Here is a 16420-nt window from a genome sequence, read left to right on the forward strand (position 1 = left end):
GGGCTTATGCCTTGTCTGTGATGGTGAAGAGCGCCTCGAACTGGCCCTCTTCAATCCGCGCTGCGGCGATAACAGCCTGAGTGCGGCTATCGACGTCGAGCTTTTGCAAAATGGCCGAGACGTGGGCCTTAACCGTCGCCTCAGAAATCGTCAGCTCGTAGGCGATTTGCTTGTTCATCAATCCATCGCTGAGCATCATCAGAACGCGGACCTGCTGTGGGGTGAGCGTTGAGAGACGCTTCATCAAAGCTGAGTGATCGTCGTCGCCGCCAAGTTCGGTACCGGCAGGGACGAAGACTTCGCCGGACAGCACGGTTTCAATGGCCCGTCGAATTTCCGTGGGGCCAACAGACTTGTGCAAATAGCCCGAAGCGCCCAGCTCAAAGGCCCGACGCACGACGGTCGAATCTTCCACAGCGGAAATGATCATCACCGGAATATCTGGGTATTGTGCGCGCAGCAGCAGCAGTCCGGAAAAGCCCCGAACGCCCGGCATATTGAGATCGAGCAGCACCAGATCGCAATCGCGATCAGCATCGAGCGCCGAACTTAACCCATTGAGGTCACCGGCTTCTTCCACGGTCACTGTAGCGTCGCCACCAGCCAATGTCTGCCGCAATGCGGCCCGAAATAGCGGGTGATCATCGACGATTATGATGCGACGGCGAGTCATATAGTCAGCTCCTGCCCTGCTGGACAATGTCCCGTAAGTACACGGTTTTCATATCTGCGGGGATGGTTATTCCATGAATCCTTAACGGCTTCTTTACCATGTTTTCTCAAGAGTGGCCTTTATACCTTCGTGCGACTCGCGCGATGTGCGTTTCGTTGTAACAGGACCTGCGATGCCCCGTGCATACACAAACTCGGACTTCGCCAATCTGGTGAACGACCCCGGTGCAGGGGACCTACAAGCACTTCGCGGTGAGCTTCTCGCCCTGCTCGACAAGGTTGAGAGCCACTACGTGCCGCCTGAACCCGAGCCCGCAGTCTCCACACTTCAGGGCCTGGCGCGCCGCGTACAGGACCTGCACGACCAAGTCTCGCGCCCCGAACCAGTCTCGCGTCGCGAAGAAGCCTTGCGCTCCGTACAGCGCACCGTCGAACGTTTCAACGAACGCGAAACCCAATCCAACGCTCTGTTTGACGATGATCTGACCGCAGCCATCGCCGAAATCCGCCATCGCCAGGGTCCTGCGACCGCAGCGCCGCAAGCGCGCCGCGCGCCTGAATTCCCCGAACTGCGCGAATTGGGTTCGCTCGTTGGCGGTATGAGCCAACGTCTCGAACGTCTGGAAAGCGAGCTCAAGAGCCAGCGCCACAATGGTGCGCAGGTGAACGAGGTTGCCAGCCAAGTTGAACAACTCACCCAAGTCGTGGAGTTGATCGCGGGCGCTGTCGGCGAAACCGGTCAGGTCAAACGCCTAGAAGCGCAGATTGCCGCGCTCGGCGTGATGATCGAACGTGGCCCGCGCGCGGACATGTCGGTTTTGAGCCGCCGCATGGATGATGTGTCGGTCACCGTCGGCAAGCTGGCTGAGTTGCAGGCCGAGCAGATGGAGCGCGAGCTCATCCGCGAAGAGCGCCGGGCTGTGGAAGCGCAATCCACGCTGGGCGCAGAAAGCCTACTGCCTTCCATGCACGCCATCGAGCAGAGCGTGCGCAACGTCTACGATCGGATTGATACGATCGAGCGCAATGTTGCGCTCTCATCAACCGATTTTGACCGTCTCACCAGCGAGATGGCATCCTTCACCAATGCCCTTCAAACCGGCGCAGGCTCGCCCCAGGTTTTAGTAGAGCGTGTGGAGCTTCTGGCGCAGCGTTTGGAAGCCGTTGACACCTCAAACGGCGAGGTCGAAGCCCTCAAGGTTGAAATCGTCGGCCTTCGCAATGCGGTGCTGTCCGGGCTTGAACCGCGCTTCTCGCGCATCGAAGACCAGATCGACGCTCTCAATAGCCGCATCACTCCGGTCGACACCTCTGCTGTCGAAACCCAGCTGCGTGCCCTGATGGATCGCATGGACGAGGCCAGCGCTCAGATTGACGCGCTCAGCCGCGCTTATGAGCAGCAGGACGTCTCCATCGACTATACCTCGCTGGCCGATTTGGTGGCCGAACGGACGTCTCAGGCCATTGCAAAAGCTGGCCCCGCGGCGACGGCTGCGCAGGACGCCAATCTGTCCGCGCTCGAAAAGCGCATGACGGCGCTGCTCAACACCGCAGGCAAAGAAACAGCCGAACGCCTCGCGCGGTTGGAAGTCACTCTGTCAAACCGCCAGTTTGCACCAGCTGTTGCTCCTGCTCCTGCTCCGGCTCCGGCTCCGGTAGCCTTCGTAAAAACCCCTGCGCCCAGCGCGCGGGATTTTGACGCCGACGACGCCTTTGAGCAGGCGGTTTCAGACAAGGCTAACGCCACCAGCTCGAAGCTGGAAGCCATTCTCACCAGCCTCGGCGCCACCAAGAATGACGCAATGCCGATCAATCCGGCAGAAGACGCGCCACTGCTCGATCAGAGCCTGAAACTGGCGGAAGTCCCGCAGAAGCGGATGACACAGTCGCGGATGCGCGCCGAAACGGTTGCCGCCGAAGCGCCTAAGTTTGATCCGTCGACGGTCACCCCACCACCGCGCCCACAATCTAGTCTGGCCAGTGACCCAAAGCCCGCCTTTGCCGGTGAGACGCGCGCGTCAGTCGCCAAGGAACTTGAAGCGGCTCCGTCAGTGTCGAGCACCAGCACATTCGTGGCGGCAGCACGCCGCGCCCAGCGCGCCCGTCAGGACGAAACGCCAGAGGATGCGGATAGCATTATCGGCAAAGCTCTGGCCTTTGTGCTCCCGCGTCGGGATGCCGAGCTCCCAGATCGCGTCGTGCCCCCGACTGTTATCGACACAGCGCCACCAGGACCCGCAGCGCCAAAGCGCGCGATCTTCCGCGCCCGCCTCAAGGACAAAACTGAAGACGCACCAGTCGCGCTGGACGAAGCCGAAAGCGCGGACGAAACCGTCACGCATCAGAATGTTCTGCGGCGCTATCGTCGGCCAATTCTGCTGGCCACCGCTTTGACAGCCGTATCGTTGCTCGCGATCAATCTGGTCTTGCAGCGTGCCGAGCCAACCTCGGTCGCGCAAACTCCCGCGCCCGCTGTGGCTGCCCCTGAAAATGCGGCCCCCGTCACGGTCCTCACCGATCCGACCCCTGCAGCAGGTCTCTCCGACACGCTAACGGCGCCGAATATGAGCGAGATGATCGACCCGACATCGACCGGCTCGATCAATCCAGGCGCTCCCATGAGCTTCTCTCGGCCGAGCGTCCTGCCAGACATCACCATGCCGCCGCCGCTGGCGGAAGCTCCGGTTTCGACCGCAGCACCCGATCCGATTTTGACGGCAGCTCTCTATCCTGCCGAAACCGTACGCGATGCTTTCGCGCTACCAGCCGAAGGCGTTGGCCCACTTGAGCTGCGCCAAGCCGCTGCCTCGGGCAATGCTCAAGCGCAATACGAAGTCGCTGCCATCTACGGCGAAGGGCGCGGTGTCCCGAGCAATGCCGCTGAAGCCATCAAGTGGTACGAACGCTCGGCAGCCCAAGGCTTCGTTCCCGCGCAGTATCGTCTCGGCAATCTCTACGAGATGGGAACTGGCGTCGAAAAGAGCCTCGAACAGGCCAAGCTCTGGTATCAGCGCGCCGCCGATGGCGGTCACCGCATGGCGATGCACAATCTTGCCGCGCTCTATGCTGGCGGCCATATGGGCGGCCAGCAGTTTGAGCTTGCTGCAGAATGGTTCGAACGCGCCGCCAATCGCGGCATGGTCGATAGCCAGTTCAATCTCGGCATGCTCTATGCACGCGGCTTGGGCGTCGAACAGAATTTCGAACAGTCCTACAAATACTTCTCCCTCGCCGCTCTCTCGGGCGACAAGGACGCAGGCCTAGCCAAGACCGACATCGTACGCTCCCTGTCCGCAGATGCGGTTCAGCGCGTCGATGCTGAGCTGCTCACATGGAAGCCCGCACCGCTGGTTTTGGCCGCGAACTTTGCGCCAATTGGCACGTGGTCTACCGCGTTTGAAGTTGGCGATGCGATCACTGCGGAGGAAACGGTCAAACGCGTCCAAGTCGCGTTGACCAAGCTCGGTTTTGATGTCGGAACGCCGGACGGCAAGTCTGGGCCGCAAACTGTCGAGGCGATCCGCGCGTTCGAACGGGCAACCGGAATGAGCGAAAGTGGCGAGGTCAATCCACGATTGCTCGCTGTTTTGGGCAGCCAGCCCGTTTAATCAACGCCGACCCTGTGTCGATTTGATCACAGCCTCGTCCTCACCGGATGAGGCTGTAAGTTTTTATGCTCGATTTTACTGGCTCTTACCTTTCTGTTGACAGACGTCCCCTTAGGATAGTCCCGAACACAACATGACGGGACCAGATCTTGCAGATCTATCTGCCGATCGCAGAGCTTTCCGTGAGCCTCTTCTTTCTTGTCGGGATCGGAGGGGCCGTTGGCTTTTTGTCTGGATTGTTCGGCGTTGGCGGCGGTTTCCTTCTCACGCCCCTGCTGATCTTTTCCGGTGTTCCGTCCGCAGTCGCCGTTGCTTCCGTGACCGGACAGGTGGTCGCGGCCTCGACTTCGGGCGCACTCAGCCATTATCGACGCGGCGGCATCGACCTCCATCTCGCCTTCTACCTCATCTGTTCGAGTATCTTGGGGGCCTTTGGTGGCGTAGCGGTCTTCTCGGTGCTGCGGGCCAGTGGCCAGCTTGATCTGGTCCTCTCTCTCGGCTTTTTAATCCTCTTGGGCTTTGTCGGCACCTTGATGCTGCAAGAAAGCGTGCGCGCCATTCTCAAGCGGCGAAAGGGCGTTGTCGTTGGACAACGTCAGGCCCACCAGCACACATGGATGCACGGTCTGCCCTGGCGCGTGCGCTTCAAGAAGAGCCGCCTCTACATCAGCGTCATCCCAGTCCTTGTCATCGGCGTCTTCGTTGGCTTTGTCGGCTCGCTTCTGGGCATCGGTGGCGGCTTCATTATGGTTCCTGCGCTGGTCTATCTGCTGCGCGTTCCGGGCAATGTTGTCATCGGCACATCGCTTGCGCAGGTTGTGGCCATGATGGGTGCGACCACCATCATGCATGCCGTACAAAGTCAGAGCGTTGATATCCTTCTCGCCTTTTGCCTCATGGTCGGCGGCACAGCTGGCGCACAGTTTGGCGCAGCAGCAGGCAAGCATTTGCGCGGAGAACAATTGCGCGGGCTCCTCGCGCTCCTCATCCTCGCCGTCGCGATCCGCTTTGGCCTGGCGCTCATCCTGACGCCGGGCGACCCCTATTCCATGGCCGTAACGAGCACGATCCGATGATCAGGCTCCTCGCGCTTGTCCTTGCGGTGTTGATGGTTGTCCCAGCGCAGGCTGAACGCCTCATCTCGGGCATTTCCAACGACACCATTCAGATCACGTCGAGCTTTTCGGGCGAACGTCTCACCTTTTATGGGACCATCGCTCCCGACATTGGCGCGCCCACCAACAATGTGAGTGGCTCCTATCAAGTCGCCATCGTTATTCTGGGGCCAACTCAGGATCGCGTCTCGCGCAAGATGACCAATAATTTTGGGTTCTGGATCAACACCGAACAGGTCGAGTTCAAAAACTTCCCGAGCTATTTCCACGTGCTCTCCAGCAAGCGCTTGCTCGATATTACCGACATCGTCACCCTCAACCAAAATGCCATTCTGCCTGAGTCCTACGCTCTGGTGCCGAACCGCGCGGGTTTTCTAAAAACCCTCAATTTCGGTCGCGAATTGATCCGGCTCATGTCCGAAGAAGGGCTCTTCGGCGTGCAGGAGAACGGCGTCGTCTTCATGTCGGATAATTTCTATTCGGCCCAGCTCCAGCTGCCCAGCAGCGCCCCGCCCGGTCCCTACATCGCCCAGACCTATGTCTTCAAGGACGGCCAAGTGGTCGCCCGCAAGTCAGAAGGCTTTGCCGTCCGCAAGATCGACTTTGAACGGTTCGTCGCGCTCTCGGCCGTGCAATACCCACTGCTCTACGGCATCGCCTGCGTTTTCCTCGCCCTCTTTACCGGCTGGCTGGGTGGCGTGCTGTTCCGCCGTTAACCGGCGACAAGACGCTTTGTCGGTACCGGATACGTACGGTCGCGTCCAAGCATGGTCACTTCTAACGAGGGCCAATGAAACAGCCCGGTAAACGCCGAAGATAGGATGTTGATGGCGCCGGTTGAACTGCCATAGGCGGGCAGGATCATCAGACGATTATCATGCACGAAACAGGGTTTTCGTTGCGTCCGCCCGGCCATCGCTACCCGTGCCGCCGGATGCAAGTGCCCAGCAATCATCCCGGGTCGTCCTTTGCTCGGATGGTGGGTGAACACCAAACCATCCATTTCCAGCTCCTCAAGCGAAACCCCGCCGATCCCGTGCGGCTCAGGATCGTGATTGCCGGAGAGCCAGAAACACTCAACGGTCTGGGCAATAGCGTCGAGCCGCGCCCGGTCAGCGACCAATAGCAACTGCGCCGAGTCGGCACGATGGAAGCTATCGCCAAGCGACACCAGCCGCTGCGCCCCCATACGCGCAATATCGGCCTCTAACCGGGTGAGCGTCATGCCGGTATCATAGGGCGGCAGCATCTGCCCGCGCCGCGCAAAGCTCGCCATCTTCTCGAAATGCAGGTCCGCCACCAGCAAAGTCTTGCGCGCATGCCAATAGAGCCCACCCGAAGGAAGCGGCTCAAAAGTGTGGCCAGCGAAACGCAAAATCGGCGTCTCCGTCATCGCAATCGTGGGGGCAGCGTAATTCAACAGACCAAGGGAAATTGTTCGATGTCTAAGCGTTGTCTCAATGTAGCAGATTCGATGGCGTCACCGAAGTTCGGCAAATGTCGCGCCCCGCCGCTATCTATGCAAATTGACGTGAGGTCTCAGTCCTCGGTTAACACATTGACGTGCATATGATTTGTAAATTTTGGCCAGTTGAGGTGTGCCATGACTAAGACAATTACACCCGGTGGGATCACCCGCCGACACATGCTTGCTTGGACTGGTGGGACAGCGCTCGCCCTCCTCTTCAGCCAAGCAATCTTGGCAGCAGAACCCATTACGCTCGATCAGTTCATGACCCTGTCGGGTAAGCTTTTGGATCGAGACGGCGCAAGCCTCGTCGGCGAATATGGGCAGAGCTATCTCGATGCCCTCGTGGCCGATGGTCAGGACGCAGCGCTTGCGCAGCTGATCTCCGGCACCGCCGACAAAACCCTCGAAAACCGCATCATCACCGGTTGGTATTCCGGCTTCCATCAAACCGCTGATGGCGAAGCGGTTGTTACCTACACCGACGCTCTGATGTGGGAAGCCCTCGACTTCACCAAGCCAATGGGCTGGTGCGGCGGGGAAACTGGGTATTGGTCGCAAGTGCCAGAAGGGGAGGCATAAGCCATGGCCGATATTTCCGCAGACGTCATCATCGTTGGTTCGGGCGTTGCTGGGGCCCTCATCGCCGATCAGCTTGCTGGCAAGGGCGTGAGCGTTGCTATCCTCGAAGCGGGCGACGAGGTTGATCGCGCCACCGCCGTCGACACCTTCCAGGCCGCCGCCATTAAAACTCCAGAGTCCGCCTATCCGGTTGGCCCCGATGCCGATCATCCCCTCTCGTGGAACATGGACTATTACTACCGCCAGAACGGCTCAGATAAGTTCAAGAGCACCTATATCAAAGCCGTGGGCGGCACGACGTGGCACTGGCTCGGCACCGCCATTCGCATGGCGCCAGATGACTTCCAGCTCGCCACCAAGCACGGCAAGGGCGTTGACTGGCCCGTCAGCTATGACGAACTCGAAAGCTACTATGCCCGCGCTGAAGACGAGCTTGGCGTGTCCGGCGCGGCGGCTTCCCCGCCCTCGGCACACCGCTCCACCGACTTCCCCATGCCCGCCATTCCCCCGACCTATCTCGACAAGGTCTTCAAGGAAAAGCTCGCAGGCTCAATCTACGACGTAACACCCACGCCACAGGCCCGCAATTCGGTTGATCGTGATGATCGTCCCGGTTGCTGCGGCTCGGCCAGCTGCATTCCCGTCTGCCCGGTACAGGCGAAATATGATGCCACGGTCCATGTGCAAAAAGCCGTCACCAAAGGCGCGACCGTTCACCCAGCGACCACCGCAACCTCGGTTGAAACCGATGCGGATGGCAATGTTGTCGCCGTTCACTTCATGCTGCGCGATGGCACCACCGGCAAAGCCACTGGCAGGCTCTATGTTATCGCCGCTCACGCCATGGAAACCCCGCGTCTGCTGCTTAATTCGGTCAGCGCTCACACGCCGAACGGCGTTGCTAATAGCTCCGATCAGGTTGGCCGCAACCTCATGGATCACCCCAGCCAATTGAGTTGGGCTCGCTCCAATGATCCCGTCTGGCCTTATCGCGGTCCGCTCTCCACCTCCGGCATTGAGAACCTCGGCGTTGGCGAATTCCGGTCCGATCGTGGTGCCTTCCGCATCGAAATTGGCAATGACGGCCACTCGTGGCCCACAGGCGCGCCGATCAGCACGGTTTCAGCGCTCGTTGAAAAAGGCCTGCGCGGCGCCGAACTCGATAAGGCTCTCAAGGCCGAAGCGGCGCGCCATGTGCGCCTCGCCTCGCTGGTTGAGCAATTGCCCGATCCAGAAAACCGCATCACGCTGCACCCGACCGAAAAGGACAAATACGGCGTCCCCCTGCCGCAAATCACCTATTCGGTTGATAGCTATGTGAAGGCCGGGCTCGAAGCTGCCGCCAAGGCGCACCAAGACATCTTCGATGCTTTGGGCACCACGGAAGTGCATCACGCCGACGATTTTAATGGCTCAGGCCACATCATCGGCACCTGCCGCATGGGGACCGATCCAACGACCTCGGTCGTCGACCAGCACCTGCGTAGCCACGACCACAAGAACCTCTTTATTGCAGGTTCTGCGGTCTTCCCAACCTCTGCAACGGCCAATCCAACGCTGACCATCGCCGCACTGAGCCTACGCGCTGCCCAAACCATTCTGGCCGATCTCGGCGCCTAAACACCAAGGGCGAGGGAGAACAAAGTTCCCTCGCCCTAATCTTTGATTACGCCCAGCGCCTCCTCGAGCAGCTCGTTGGCCGCCTCCGCCATAGCACTTTCACGCCCCTCCCCAAAAATTGGCTCCTTGCCAATGTCCAAAAGGATCGGCACTGCCAGCGGCGAAACCCGCTCAAGCGGCTTATGCACGATGTGCGAGCGTACACGCGTCAGCATCTGCCCCAGACGCTCAATGTCCAAAAGCCCCCGCGCTGCGTCGTGGCGCGTCGCTTGAATAAGAATGTGGTCCGGCTCGTGCTGATAGAGCACGTCGTAAATCAGATCCGCGCTCATGGTGATCTGCCGGCCGGTCTTTTCCTTGCCCGGATGCCGCCGCTCGATCAGCCCCGCGATAATGGCGCAGTTGCGGAACGTCCGCTTCATCAGCGCGCTTTCATCGAGCCAGGATTCGAGGTCATCCCCCAGCATGTCCTCGTCGAACAGCTCATCAAGCGAAAGCCGTCCCGTGCGGATCAACGCCGAAAGATCACCCAGTCCCCAAATCGCCAACGAATATTCTGACGCCACAAACCCCAAAGGCCGCGCCCGCATGCGTTCGAGGCGTCGGGTTAGGAGCATGCCCAAGGTTTGATGGGCCAATCGTCCCTCAAAGGGATAACACACCAGATAGTTCTGCGCCCCGCGCGGAAACGTCTCCACCAGCAGGCTGTCTCGTTTGGGCAGGACCGACACCTCCTTCTGCAGGGTCAGCCACTCGCCCACTTGCGCGGGCAGCTTATGCCACTCTTCCGGACTATCCATGATGCGACGGACACGAGACGCCAGATAGGTGGTCAGCGGAAACCGTCCCCCATTATAGCTTGGCACCTTGGGGTCTTTATCAAAGGACCGAGAAACGAAGGCCTCATTGTCCTTCATGCCCTCAAAGGCCAGCACTTCGCCCGAGAATATGAACGTGTCCCCCGGCAGTAGCGTGCCGAAGAAATACTCCTCCATTTCCCCCAGCACGCGGCCCCCTGCTCCAATCGGTCCGGTAGATTTTCCCTTTTTCAATCCGCGCGCGCGGATCAGCCTGACGCGCACCATCGGCTCTTCAATGATGGTGCCGATATTGAGGCGGTATTGTTGAGCGATCTGAGGATGAGAAATGCGCCAGCGTCCATCCTCCGCTTGCCGCAGCCGCGCATAGCGCTCATAGGCACGCAGGGCATAGCCACCCGTCGCGACGAAATCGAGAATGCGATCAAACAGAACACGCGTCAGCTCGCGATAGGGCCAAGCGGTCAGTATTTCTGCATAAAGATCATCCGCCAAAAACGGCTCTGCACAGGCCATGCCCAACACATGCTGGGCCAACACATCATAGCCACCGGGGTGCGGGTCCTCGCTGTCTTGCTGCCCTTCACTGACAGCCTCCACCGCCGCCTCGCATTCCAACACTTCAAAACGGTTGGACGGCACCAGCAAGGCTTTGGACGGATCATCGAGCCTATGATTGGCGCGGCCAATCCGCTGGAGCATACGCGAAGACCCCTTGGGCGCACCGACTTGCACCACCAGATCGACATCGCCCCAGTCGATGCCCAGATCGAGCGTTGAGGTACACACCACCGCCTTGAGCTTGCCTTCGGCCATGGCCGCTTCCACCTTGCGGCGCTGCTCCACAGACAGCGACCCGTGGTGCAGGGCAATGGGCAACATCTCCTCGTTAATGTCCCACATGCCTTGAAACAGCATTTCGGCTTGCGAGCGCGTATTGACGAAGAGAAGCGTCGTCTTGTGTCGCTTGATGATCTCGTAAAGCTCACCTCGCGCATAGGCCGCCGAGTGTCCCGCCCACGGCAGGCGCTCTTCGGTCTCCAAAATTCTAAGCTCGGGTGCGGCTCCGCCTTTCATATGCAAAAGGTCCGTCCGCCGCCCCTGCGTTGGTTGCGCAATCCAATCACGCAGCAAATCAGGGCGCGCCACCGTCGCGCTGAGTGCGGTGATGCGCAGATCGGGCGAGAGCTTGGCCAGCCGCGATAGGCCGAGGGATAAAAGCTCCCCGCGCTTGCTCGTCACCAGAGCATGCAATTCATCGAGCACCACGCGCTTGAGGGACCCGAACATCAAGTCCGCATGCGGATGAGAAATCAGCAGCGCCAATTGCTCGGGGGTGGTGAGCATGATGTGGGGCGGTTTCGCCCTCTGCCGCGCGCGTTTGGCGGCCGATGTATCGCCGGTGCGCGCTTCCACTGTGATGGGCAGCCCCATCTCGGCAATGGGCGTCGAGAGGTTGCGCTGCACGTCCACAGCCAGCGCTTTGAGGGGCGAAATGTAGAGCGTATGCAGCCCGTCAAACCGCCCATCGACCAATTCGACGAGGCTCGGCAAAAAACCCGCTAAAGTTTTACCGGCACCGGTAGGCGCAATAAGCAATTGCGACGCGCCGGATTGATAGCTTTCCAACACATCCATTTGGTGCTGGCGCGGGGACCAACCTCGTGTGGTGAACCAATTTTCAATGATCGAGGGGAGCTGCGTTTTAGTCACTATCAGCCTCTCCGCCCCCGAAACGGGTTCCGGTGAATTCCCAGAACTGTGACCACTGCATGGCAAATGTCGCAAAACTTGGCAAAGAGCACCTACTGCAAAGCAAAGAAAACCCTATATGATGCCGACATCCAAGCCAAACGGAGTGGCATTATGACAGAAGACTCTTCCCCCTACGCGCGTTCCGGTCTGGAGCGCTTGCTTGGTGGTCGGCCGCTATCTGTTGCGATCAAGCTTGTGCTCCTGTCCGCGCTGGCTGGCTTCTTCATGACCATGTTCGGTTTTAACGCTGCCGATCTGTTCAACAGCATTGTGGGCTTGATTGAAGATGCGCTGCGCGATAGTGGCGGGTTAGTGCGACAGGTTGTCGCCTACATTATCACCGGTGCGGCGGTCGTCGTCCCGATCTGGCTCATCATCAGGCTCACGAAAGCGCGCTAAATATGGTCGATACGCTCCACCTCACGCCGCAGCTAACAATAGAGCGGTTGGTTCAGCATATCCATAATATGCAGGGTGAGGCCCAGGGCAAGCGGATCGCCGTCGGCTTTGTTGGCGGTCCCGGCGCAGGCAAATCAACGATCGCGGCTCAAGTCGTAGCCGCGCTCAATGCGACCCAACCGGGCACGTCAGCGCTTGTTCCTATGGATGGCTTCCATATGAAACACGCCAAGATCGTTTCGCTGGGACTAGAAGACCGCAAAGGCGCGCCCCATACATTCGAAGGCGCAGCCTTCGTCTCATTCCTGTCCGATCTCAAAACGGCAACGGAATGTGTCGACGTCCCCGGCTATAGTCGCAAGATTGAAGACACGGTGGACAAGGCATTCACAGTGCCACCGGAGGTTCACACCCTCATCATCGAGGGCAATTATTTGCTGCTCGGCGATGCGCCGTGGTCGGCAGTGCGCGATCTTCTCGATTATGCGGTCTTCATCCACGTCGATCGCGAGCTGGTTAAAGCGCGCCTCCTCAGACGCCACGGCGAAGAAGGGCTCTTCACCGAAGAGCGCAATCGCGCCCACATTGAGCGCAATGATCTGCCAAACTTTGACCTCGTCGATAAAACGCGTGACCGCGCGGATCTCGTAATCGAGCTCAACGTGTCGCAGTAGGGTGACAGGGCCCACTTCGGCCTGATAGGGCAGACGCTCAACTATTGAGTTCTACAATGTCTGCCCGCCCCCAACATCCGTTCACCGTTCGCCACCGCGACGTGTGGGCGATTGCCCTGCCCGCCTGTATTGCCTTCATCACCGAACCACTCGTAGGTCTCGTCGACATTGCCGTAATCGGTCGCTTGGGCGATGCGGCCATGCTGGGCGGTCTCGTGTTGGGCGCACTGCTCTTCGACTTCCTGTTTTCCCTGGCCTATTTCCTGCGCATCGGCACAGCGGGCCTGGTCGCTCAGTCCATCGGCGCCAAAGACCCGCGAGACGGACTTTTACATGTGTCGCGTTCGCTGATTTTGGGCGTCGGCATAGGCCTTTTCATGATCGTGGTATCACCGGCCATTTTGTGGGTCGGGATGACCAGCCTGGCGCCTGAGGCCCCGGTCGCTGCAGCGCTGTCTGACTATTTCTACTGGCGCATCTGGTCTGCACCCTTTTCGCTGATCAACTACGCGCTTCTTGGTTGGTTCTATGGCCGCGCCTCAGCCAAGACCGGCATGATGCTGCAACTGCTGCTGCATCTGATCGACATCACGCTTTCCGTCCTCTTCGTTCACGGCTTCGGCTGGGGCGTGCCCGGTGCGGCCTTTGGCACGGTTATCGGTCAGGCGATTGCCGCCACGGTTGGTCTCTCCATTCTGGTCAAATATTATGGCGGGATCGGCGCCCTCATTAGCCGCATTGCGCCGGGCGAGTTGAGCGATGGCGTTGCGGTCAAACGCATGTTTGGCCTCAGCCGCGACATCACCATCCGCTCCGTTGCCTTGATGAGTGCTTATGGGTGGTTTGCGGCCCAAGGCACTCGCATGGGCGAAATCCCCCTCGCGGCCAATGCGGTCCTTCTCAACCTGCTCATGGTCATCGCCTATTTCCTCGATGGCATTGCCCAGTCGGCCGAACAGCTTGCAGGCAAAGCCGTGGGGGCCAATTGGCGTCCAGCTTTTGACAGCGCCTACAAGCTCTCCATGCTCTGGGGTTTTAGCATTTCTCTGGTGCTGGGCCTGGCGTGGTACCTATCGGGGCCATGGGTCATCGGCTTTATGACCACCAACCCCGATGTTCAGGCCTATGCGCTGCACTATCTGCCGATAGCCGCTGCTTGCACCATCACCTTTATGCCCGCCTTCGTTTATGACGGCATTCTGGTGGGCACGACCCAGAACGTCGTCATGCGCAACGGCATGCTGGCCTCTCTGGTGGTCTTTGGCGCTGCCGCAGTGATCTTGCAGCCGCTCATCGGCAACTGGGGCCTGTGGGGCGCTTTGCACCTCTGGTTCGTTGCCCGTGGCCTCATCTATTTCTTCGCCATCGAAAAGCGAAAGGCGGAGCTTTTCAGCCCCGCCTCGTAAAATCGCAAATCTGGAGCTGGTCGCTTAAAGGCGACCAGCCGCCCAATCACTCGTCTTAGTGCCGACGAACTCGGAAATGTTCTTCTTTCCAGCTTTCCGGACTTCGCTCACCAAGCCCGCCTTGATCCGGTCGAGCAGATCAAGCCCGCCAAAGACCAACGCCGAATAGAGCTGGATCGCATTGGCACCGGCTTCAAACTTGGCCAGCGCGGTCTGCGCGTCATGGATCCCGCCAACACCCACGAGAGGCAGATCGCCAACGCGCTGACGCATCTGCGCCAGGCGCTGCGTTGCCAGTGGGAAGAGCGGCTTGCCCGAAAGCCCACCCATCTCTGTGGCATTGCTCATGCCCGCCACTGGATCACGACCGATGGTTGTATTGGAGACAATAACGCCATCGAGATCGGTCGCCAGAATAACCCGGGCAATCGCGTCCATCGCCGCCTCATCCAGATCGGGGGCAATTTTGAGCAAGACCGGCACGCGCTTTTTAGCCTTAGCGCGCGCATCGAGCACTTCACCCAAAAGACGGGTCAGCGCTTCGTCCGTTTGCAAGTTTCTCAGACCCGGTGTGTTGGGCGAGGAGATGTTGACGGTGAGATAGTCAGCCAGTTCGGCGAAGCGGTTCACCCCGAGCACATAATCGGCAACGAAGTCCTCGCTATCCTTGTTCGCGCCAATGTTGACGCCCAAAGATGCCGGCACTTGGACACTCCTGAGCCTCTCAAAGGCTACATCGTGCCCCTCGTTATTAAAGCCCATACGGTTGATCACGCCCTGCGCTTCGGTCACGCGGAAAAGGCGTGGCTTTGGGTTGCCCGCCTGTGGACGCGGCGTCACCGTACCGATCTCCGTCATGCCAAAACCCAACAGCGCCAACTGCCGTGGCACCTCGGCATTCTTGTCAAAACCAGCGGCCATGCCGATCGGGTTCGTGAGCTTGAGGCCACACAATTCCGTCGCCAACTCTGGCGCGTCGGGCCCCTGCTGCTGGGGCGAAAGTCCCATGCGCAGCGCGGTGATCGTCGCGCCATGGGCCGTTTCCGGATCCATCTTCATCAGCGCATCGAGCGTCAAATTCGAGAGTAACTTACTGCGCAACAAGGGAGAAAAAGCAGAAAGGATCACTGTGCAGCCTCCGGCAGTTCGGTATTGCCTTCGCTATCAACGCTGATGGTCGCTTCCCAAGCGACGGCACTGAGCGGCAGCGGGCGATTGTAGAGATGGGGGAATAGAGCACCGCCACGAGAAGGCTCCCAGACAAGGTCCGGCCCGGCGAGATCGGCAGTCCGAATGGCCAAAAGCACCAAACCTGATTGCCCTCGAAAATGGCGGCTAAGCGTTTCTTTGAGCTGATCAATTGTCGAAAAATGCATATAGCCATCGCTCGCATCAATCGGCATCCCGGCATAGGAACCCGTCGCTCTGGAAGGAGCATAAGATTGCTCCGTCGCGACTTTATAAATGAACTCGGGGTTCGGACTGACTTGGGACATTTGGGGGCTCTTACGCGGGGGAGTTGGTGCCGGGGTAGCGGGGAAACGCCCACTTTACAAGGCCTCAGAGCAGGATTAGCCTAGGACACAATTCTTGGCATAAGACCAATGTCCTGTGAGGGCACGCTGATGGTCACACATCGCACTATCTGGGATGGGATCGACTCGCTGGCGCGGCGTCATGGTCTTTCCGTGTCTGCCCTTGCGAAAATGGCCGGACTTGATGCGACCGCTTTCAACGTCTCGAAACGGGTCAGCAAAGACGGTCGCGAACGCTGGCCATCCACTGAAAGCATTGCCAAAATCCTTGAGGCGACTGGCGAAACGCTCGACAGTTTTGAGAACGGCTCCGGCTCGTACAGCCAGCATGCCGGTTTTGCCGAACCGCCCCCAGCCGTCATCCCCCTGCTCGGCCTAGCGCAAGCGGGAACAGGCGGTTTCTTCGATAGCGCTGGTTTCCCTGCGGGCCGAAACTGGGACGAAGTCGAGCTTCCTGTCTCCACCGAGCGCGGCATCTATGCCCTTGAAATTCATGGCGATAGCATGGAGCCCGTCTATCGTGAGGGAGACCGGGTTGTGGTCTCGCCGACCGAGCAAGTGCGTCGTGGGGACCGCGTCGTCGTGCGCACCCATGATGGAGAGGTCATGGCAAAAATCCTCCACCGGCAGTCCGCCAAACAGTTGGAGCTGCATTCAGCCAATCCAAACTATCCGCCCCGCGTGTTTGAACTCAAAGACATCGACTGGATCGCCCGCATCATCTGGGCCAGCCAATAAAAAACGCGCCCGGATCGTTTGACCCGAGCG

General features: G+C 59.4%; 14 protein-coding genes. 9 read left to right on the plus strand and 5 right to left on the minus strand.

The window, feature by feature from the left end; translation table 11 throughout:
• Positions 1-4: 4 nt before the first annotated feature.
• On the minus strand, positions 5-673 hold the full coding sequence (locus tag JHC09_RS14390; protein WP_169196161.1) for a response regulator transcription factor: 669 nt from the start codon (positions 671-673) through the stop codon (positions 5-7).
• A 172-nt stretch (positions 674-845) separates the two neighbouring features.
• Here JHC09_RS14390 and JHC09_RS14395 point away from each other — a divergent pair, with 172 nt between their 5' ends.
• From JHC09_RS14395 to JHC09_RS14405, 3 genes are all read left to right on the plus strand, one after another.
• Positions 846-4280: a peptidoglycan-binding protein gene (locus JHC09_RS14395; RefSeq protein ID WP_199532520.1), complete on the plus strand. Its 3435-nt coding sequence runs from the start codon at positions 846-848 to the stop codon at positions 4278-4280.
• A gap of 149 nt (positions 4281-4429) precedes the next feature.
• Positions 4430-5356, plus strand: a complete 927-nt coding sequence (locus JHC09_RS14400) for a sulfite exporter TauE/SafE family protein (RefSeq protein ID WP_199532521.1) — start codon at positions 4430-4432, stop codon at positions 5354-5356.
• Positions 5353-6111: a TIGR02186 family protein gene (locus JHC09_RS14405; RefSeq protein WP_199532522.1), complete on the plus strand. Its 759-nt coding sequence runs from the start codon at positions 5353-5355 to the stop codon at positions 6109-6111. Before JHC09_RS14400 ends, JHC09_RS14405 begins: the two co-directional genes overlap by 4 nt.
• On the opposite strand, the gene pdeM is transcribed toward JHC09_RS14405, so the two are convergent.
• Positions 6108-6788 (minus strand): ligase-associated DNA damage response endonuclease PdeM, encoded by a 681-nt coding sequence (gene pdeM, locus JHC09_RS14410; RefSeq protein ID WP_210338171.1) that lies wholly within the window; start codon positions 6786-6788, stop codon positions 6108-6110. The two genes, JHC09_RS14405 and pdeM, sit on opposite strands and share 4 nt — an antisense overlap.
• A gap of 210 nt (positions 6789-6998) precedes the next feature.
• Here pdeM and JHC09_RS14415 point away from each other — a divergent pair, with 210 nt between their 5' ends.
• The gene (locus JHC09_RS14415; RefSeq protein ID WP_199532525.1) at positions 6999-7445 is read left to right on the plus strand and encodes a sugar dehydrogenase complex small subunit; all 447 of its coding nucleotides are present in this window, start codon (positions 6999-7001) and stop codon (positions 7443-7445) included.
• A 3-nt stretch (positions 7446-7448) separates the two neighbouring features.
• Positions 7449-9065 carry a GMC family oxidoreductase gene (locus JHC09_RS14420; RefSeq protein WP_199532526.1) on the plus strand — a complete coding sequence of 539 codons (1617 nt, stop codon included), beginning with the start codon at positions 7449-7451 and terminating at the stop codon, positions 9063-9065.
• Between the two features lie 35 nt (positions 9066-9100).
• Here JHC09_RS14420 and JHC09_RS14425 read toward each other — a convergent pair whose 3' ends face one another.
• Positions 9101-11596 (minus strand): ligase-associated DNA damage response DEXH box helicase, encoded by a 2496-nt coding sequence (locus tag JHC09_RS14425; RefSeq protein WP_349236555.1) that lies wholly within the window; start codon positions 11594-11596, stop codon positions 9101-9103.
• Positions 11597-11749: 153 nt separating this feature from the next.
• Here JHC09_RS14425 and JHC09_RS14430 point away from each other — a divergent pair, with 153 nt between their 5' ends.
• The 3 genes from JHC09_RS14430 to JHC09_RS14440 are packed head-to-tail and all read left to right on the plus strand — an operon-like array spanning position 11750 to position 14117.
• A complete protein-coding gene (locus tag JHC09_RS14430) occupies positions 11750-12037 on the plus strand; it encodes a DUF6460 domain-containing protein (protein WP_169196168.1) in 288 nt (95 codons plus the stop codon).
• Between the two features lie 2 nt (positions 12038-12039).
• Positions 12040-12711: a nucleoside/nucleotide kinase family protein gene (locus JHC09_RS14435; protein ID WP_199532528.1), complete on the plus strand. Its 672-nt coding sequence runs from the start codon at positions 12040-12042 to the stop codon at positions 12709-12711.
• 56 nt (positions 12712-12767) lie between these two features.
• Complete coding sequence (locus JHC09_RS14440; RefSeq protein ID WP_169196170.1) at positions 12768-14117, plus strand: MATE family efflux transporter; 1350 nt, start codon at positions 12768-12770, stop codon at positions 14115-14117.
• A 24-nt stretch (positions 14118-14141) separates the two neighbouring features.
• Here the strand turns inward: JHC09_RS14440 and JHC09_RS14445 are convergent, their stop codons facing one another.
• Together JHC09_RS14445 and JHC09_RS14450 are read right to left on the minus strand one after the other, a co-directional pair.
• Positions 14142-15245 carry a quinone-dependent dihydroorotate dehydrogenase gene (locus JHC09_RS14445; RefSeq protein ID WP_349236556.1) on the minus strand — a complete coding sequence of 368 codons (1104 nt, stop codon included), beginning with the start codon at positions 15243-15245 and terminating at the stop codon, positions 14142-14144.
• Positions 15242-15613, minus strand: a complete 372-nt coding sequence (locus tag JHC09_RS14450) for a DUF952 domain-containing protein (protein ID WP_199532530.1) — start codon at positions 15611-15613, stop codon at positions 15242-15244. The genes JHC09_RS14445 and JHC09_RS14450 overlap by 4 nt, the downstream gene beginning before the upstream one ends.
• Positions 15614-15742: 129 nt before the next feature.
• Between JHC09_RS14450 and JHC09_RS14455 the strand changes: the two genes are divergently transcribed.
• Positions 15743-16390, plus strand: coding sequence for a helix-turn-helix transcriptional regulator (locus JHC09_RS14455; protein WP_169196173.1), 648 nt, complete (start codon positions 15743-15745; stop codon positions 16388-16390).
• The last annotated feature ends 30 nt before the right edge of the window (positions 16391-16420 follow it).

This window comes from Devosia sp. MC532, assembly GCF_016461625.1.
Taxonomy (GTDB): Bacteria; Pseudomonadota; Alphaproteobacteria; order Rhizobiales; family Devosiaceae; genus Devosia.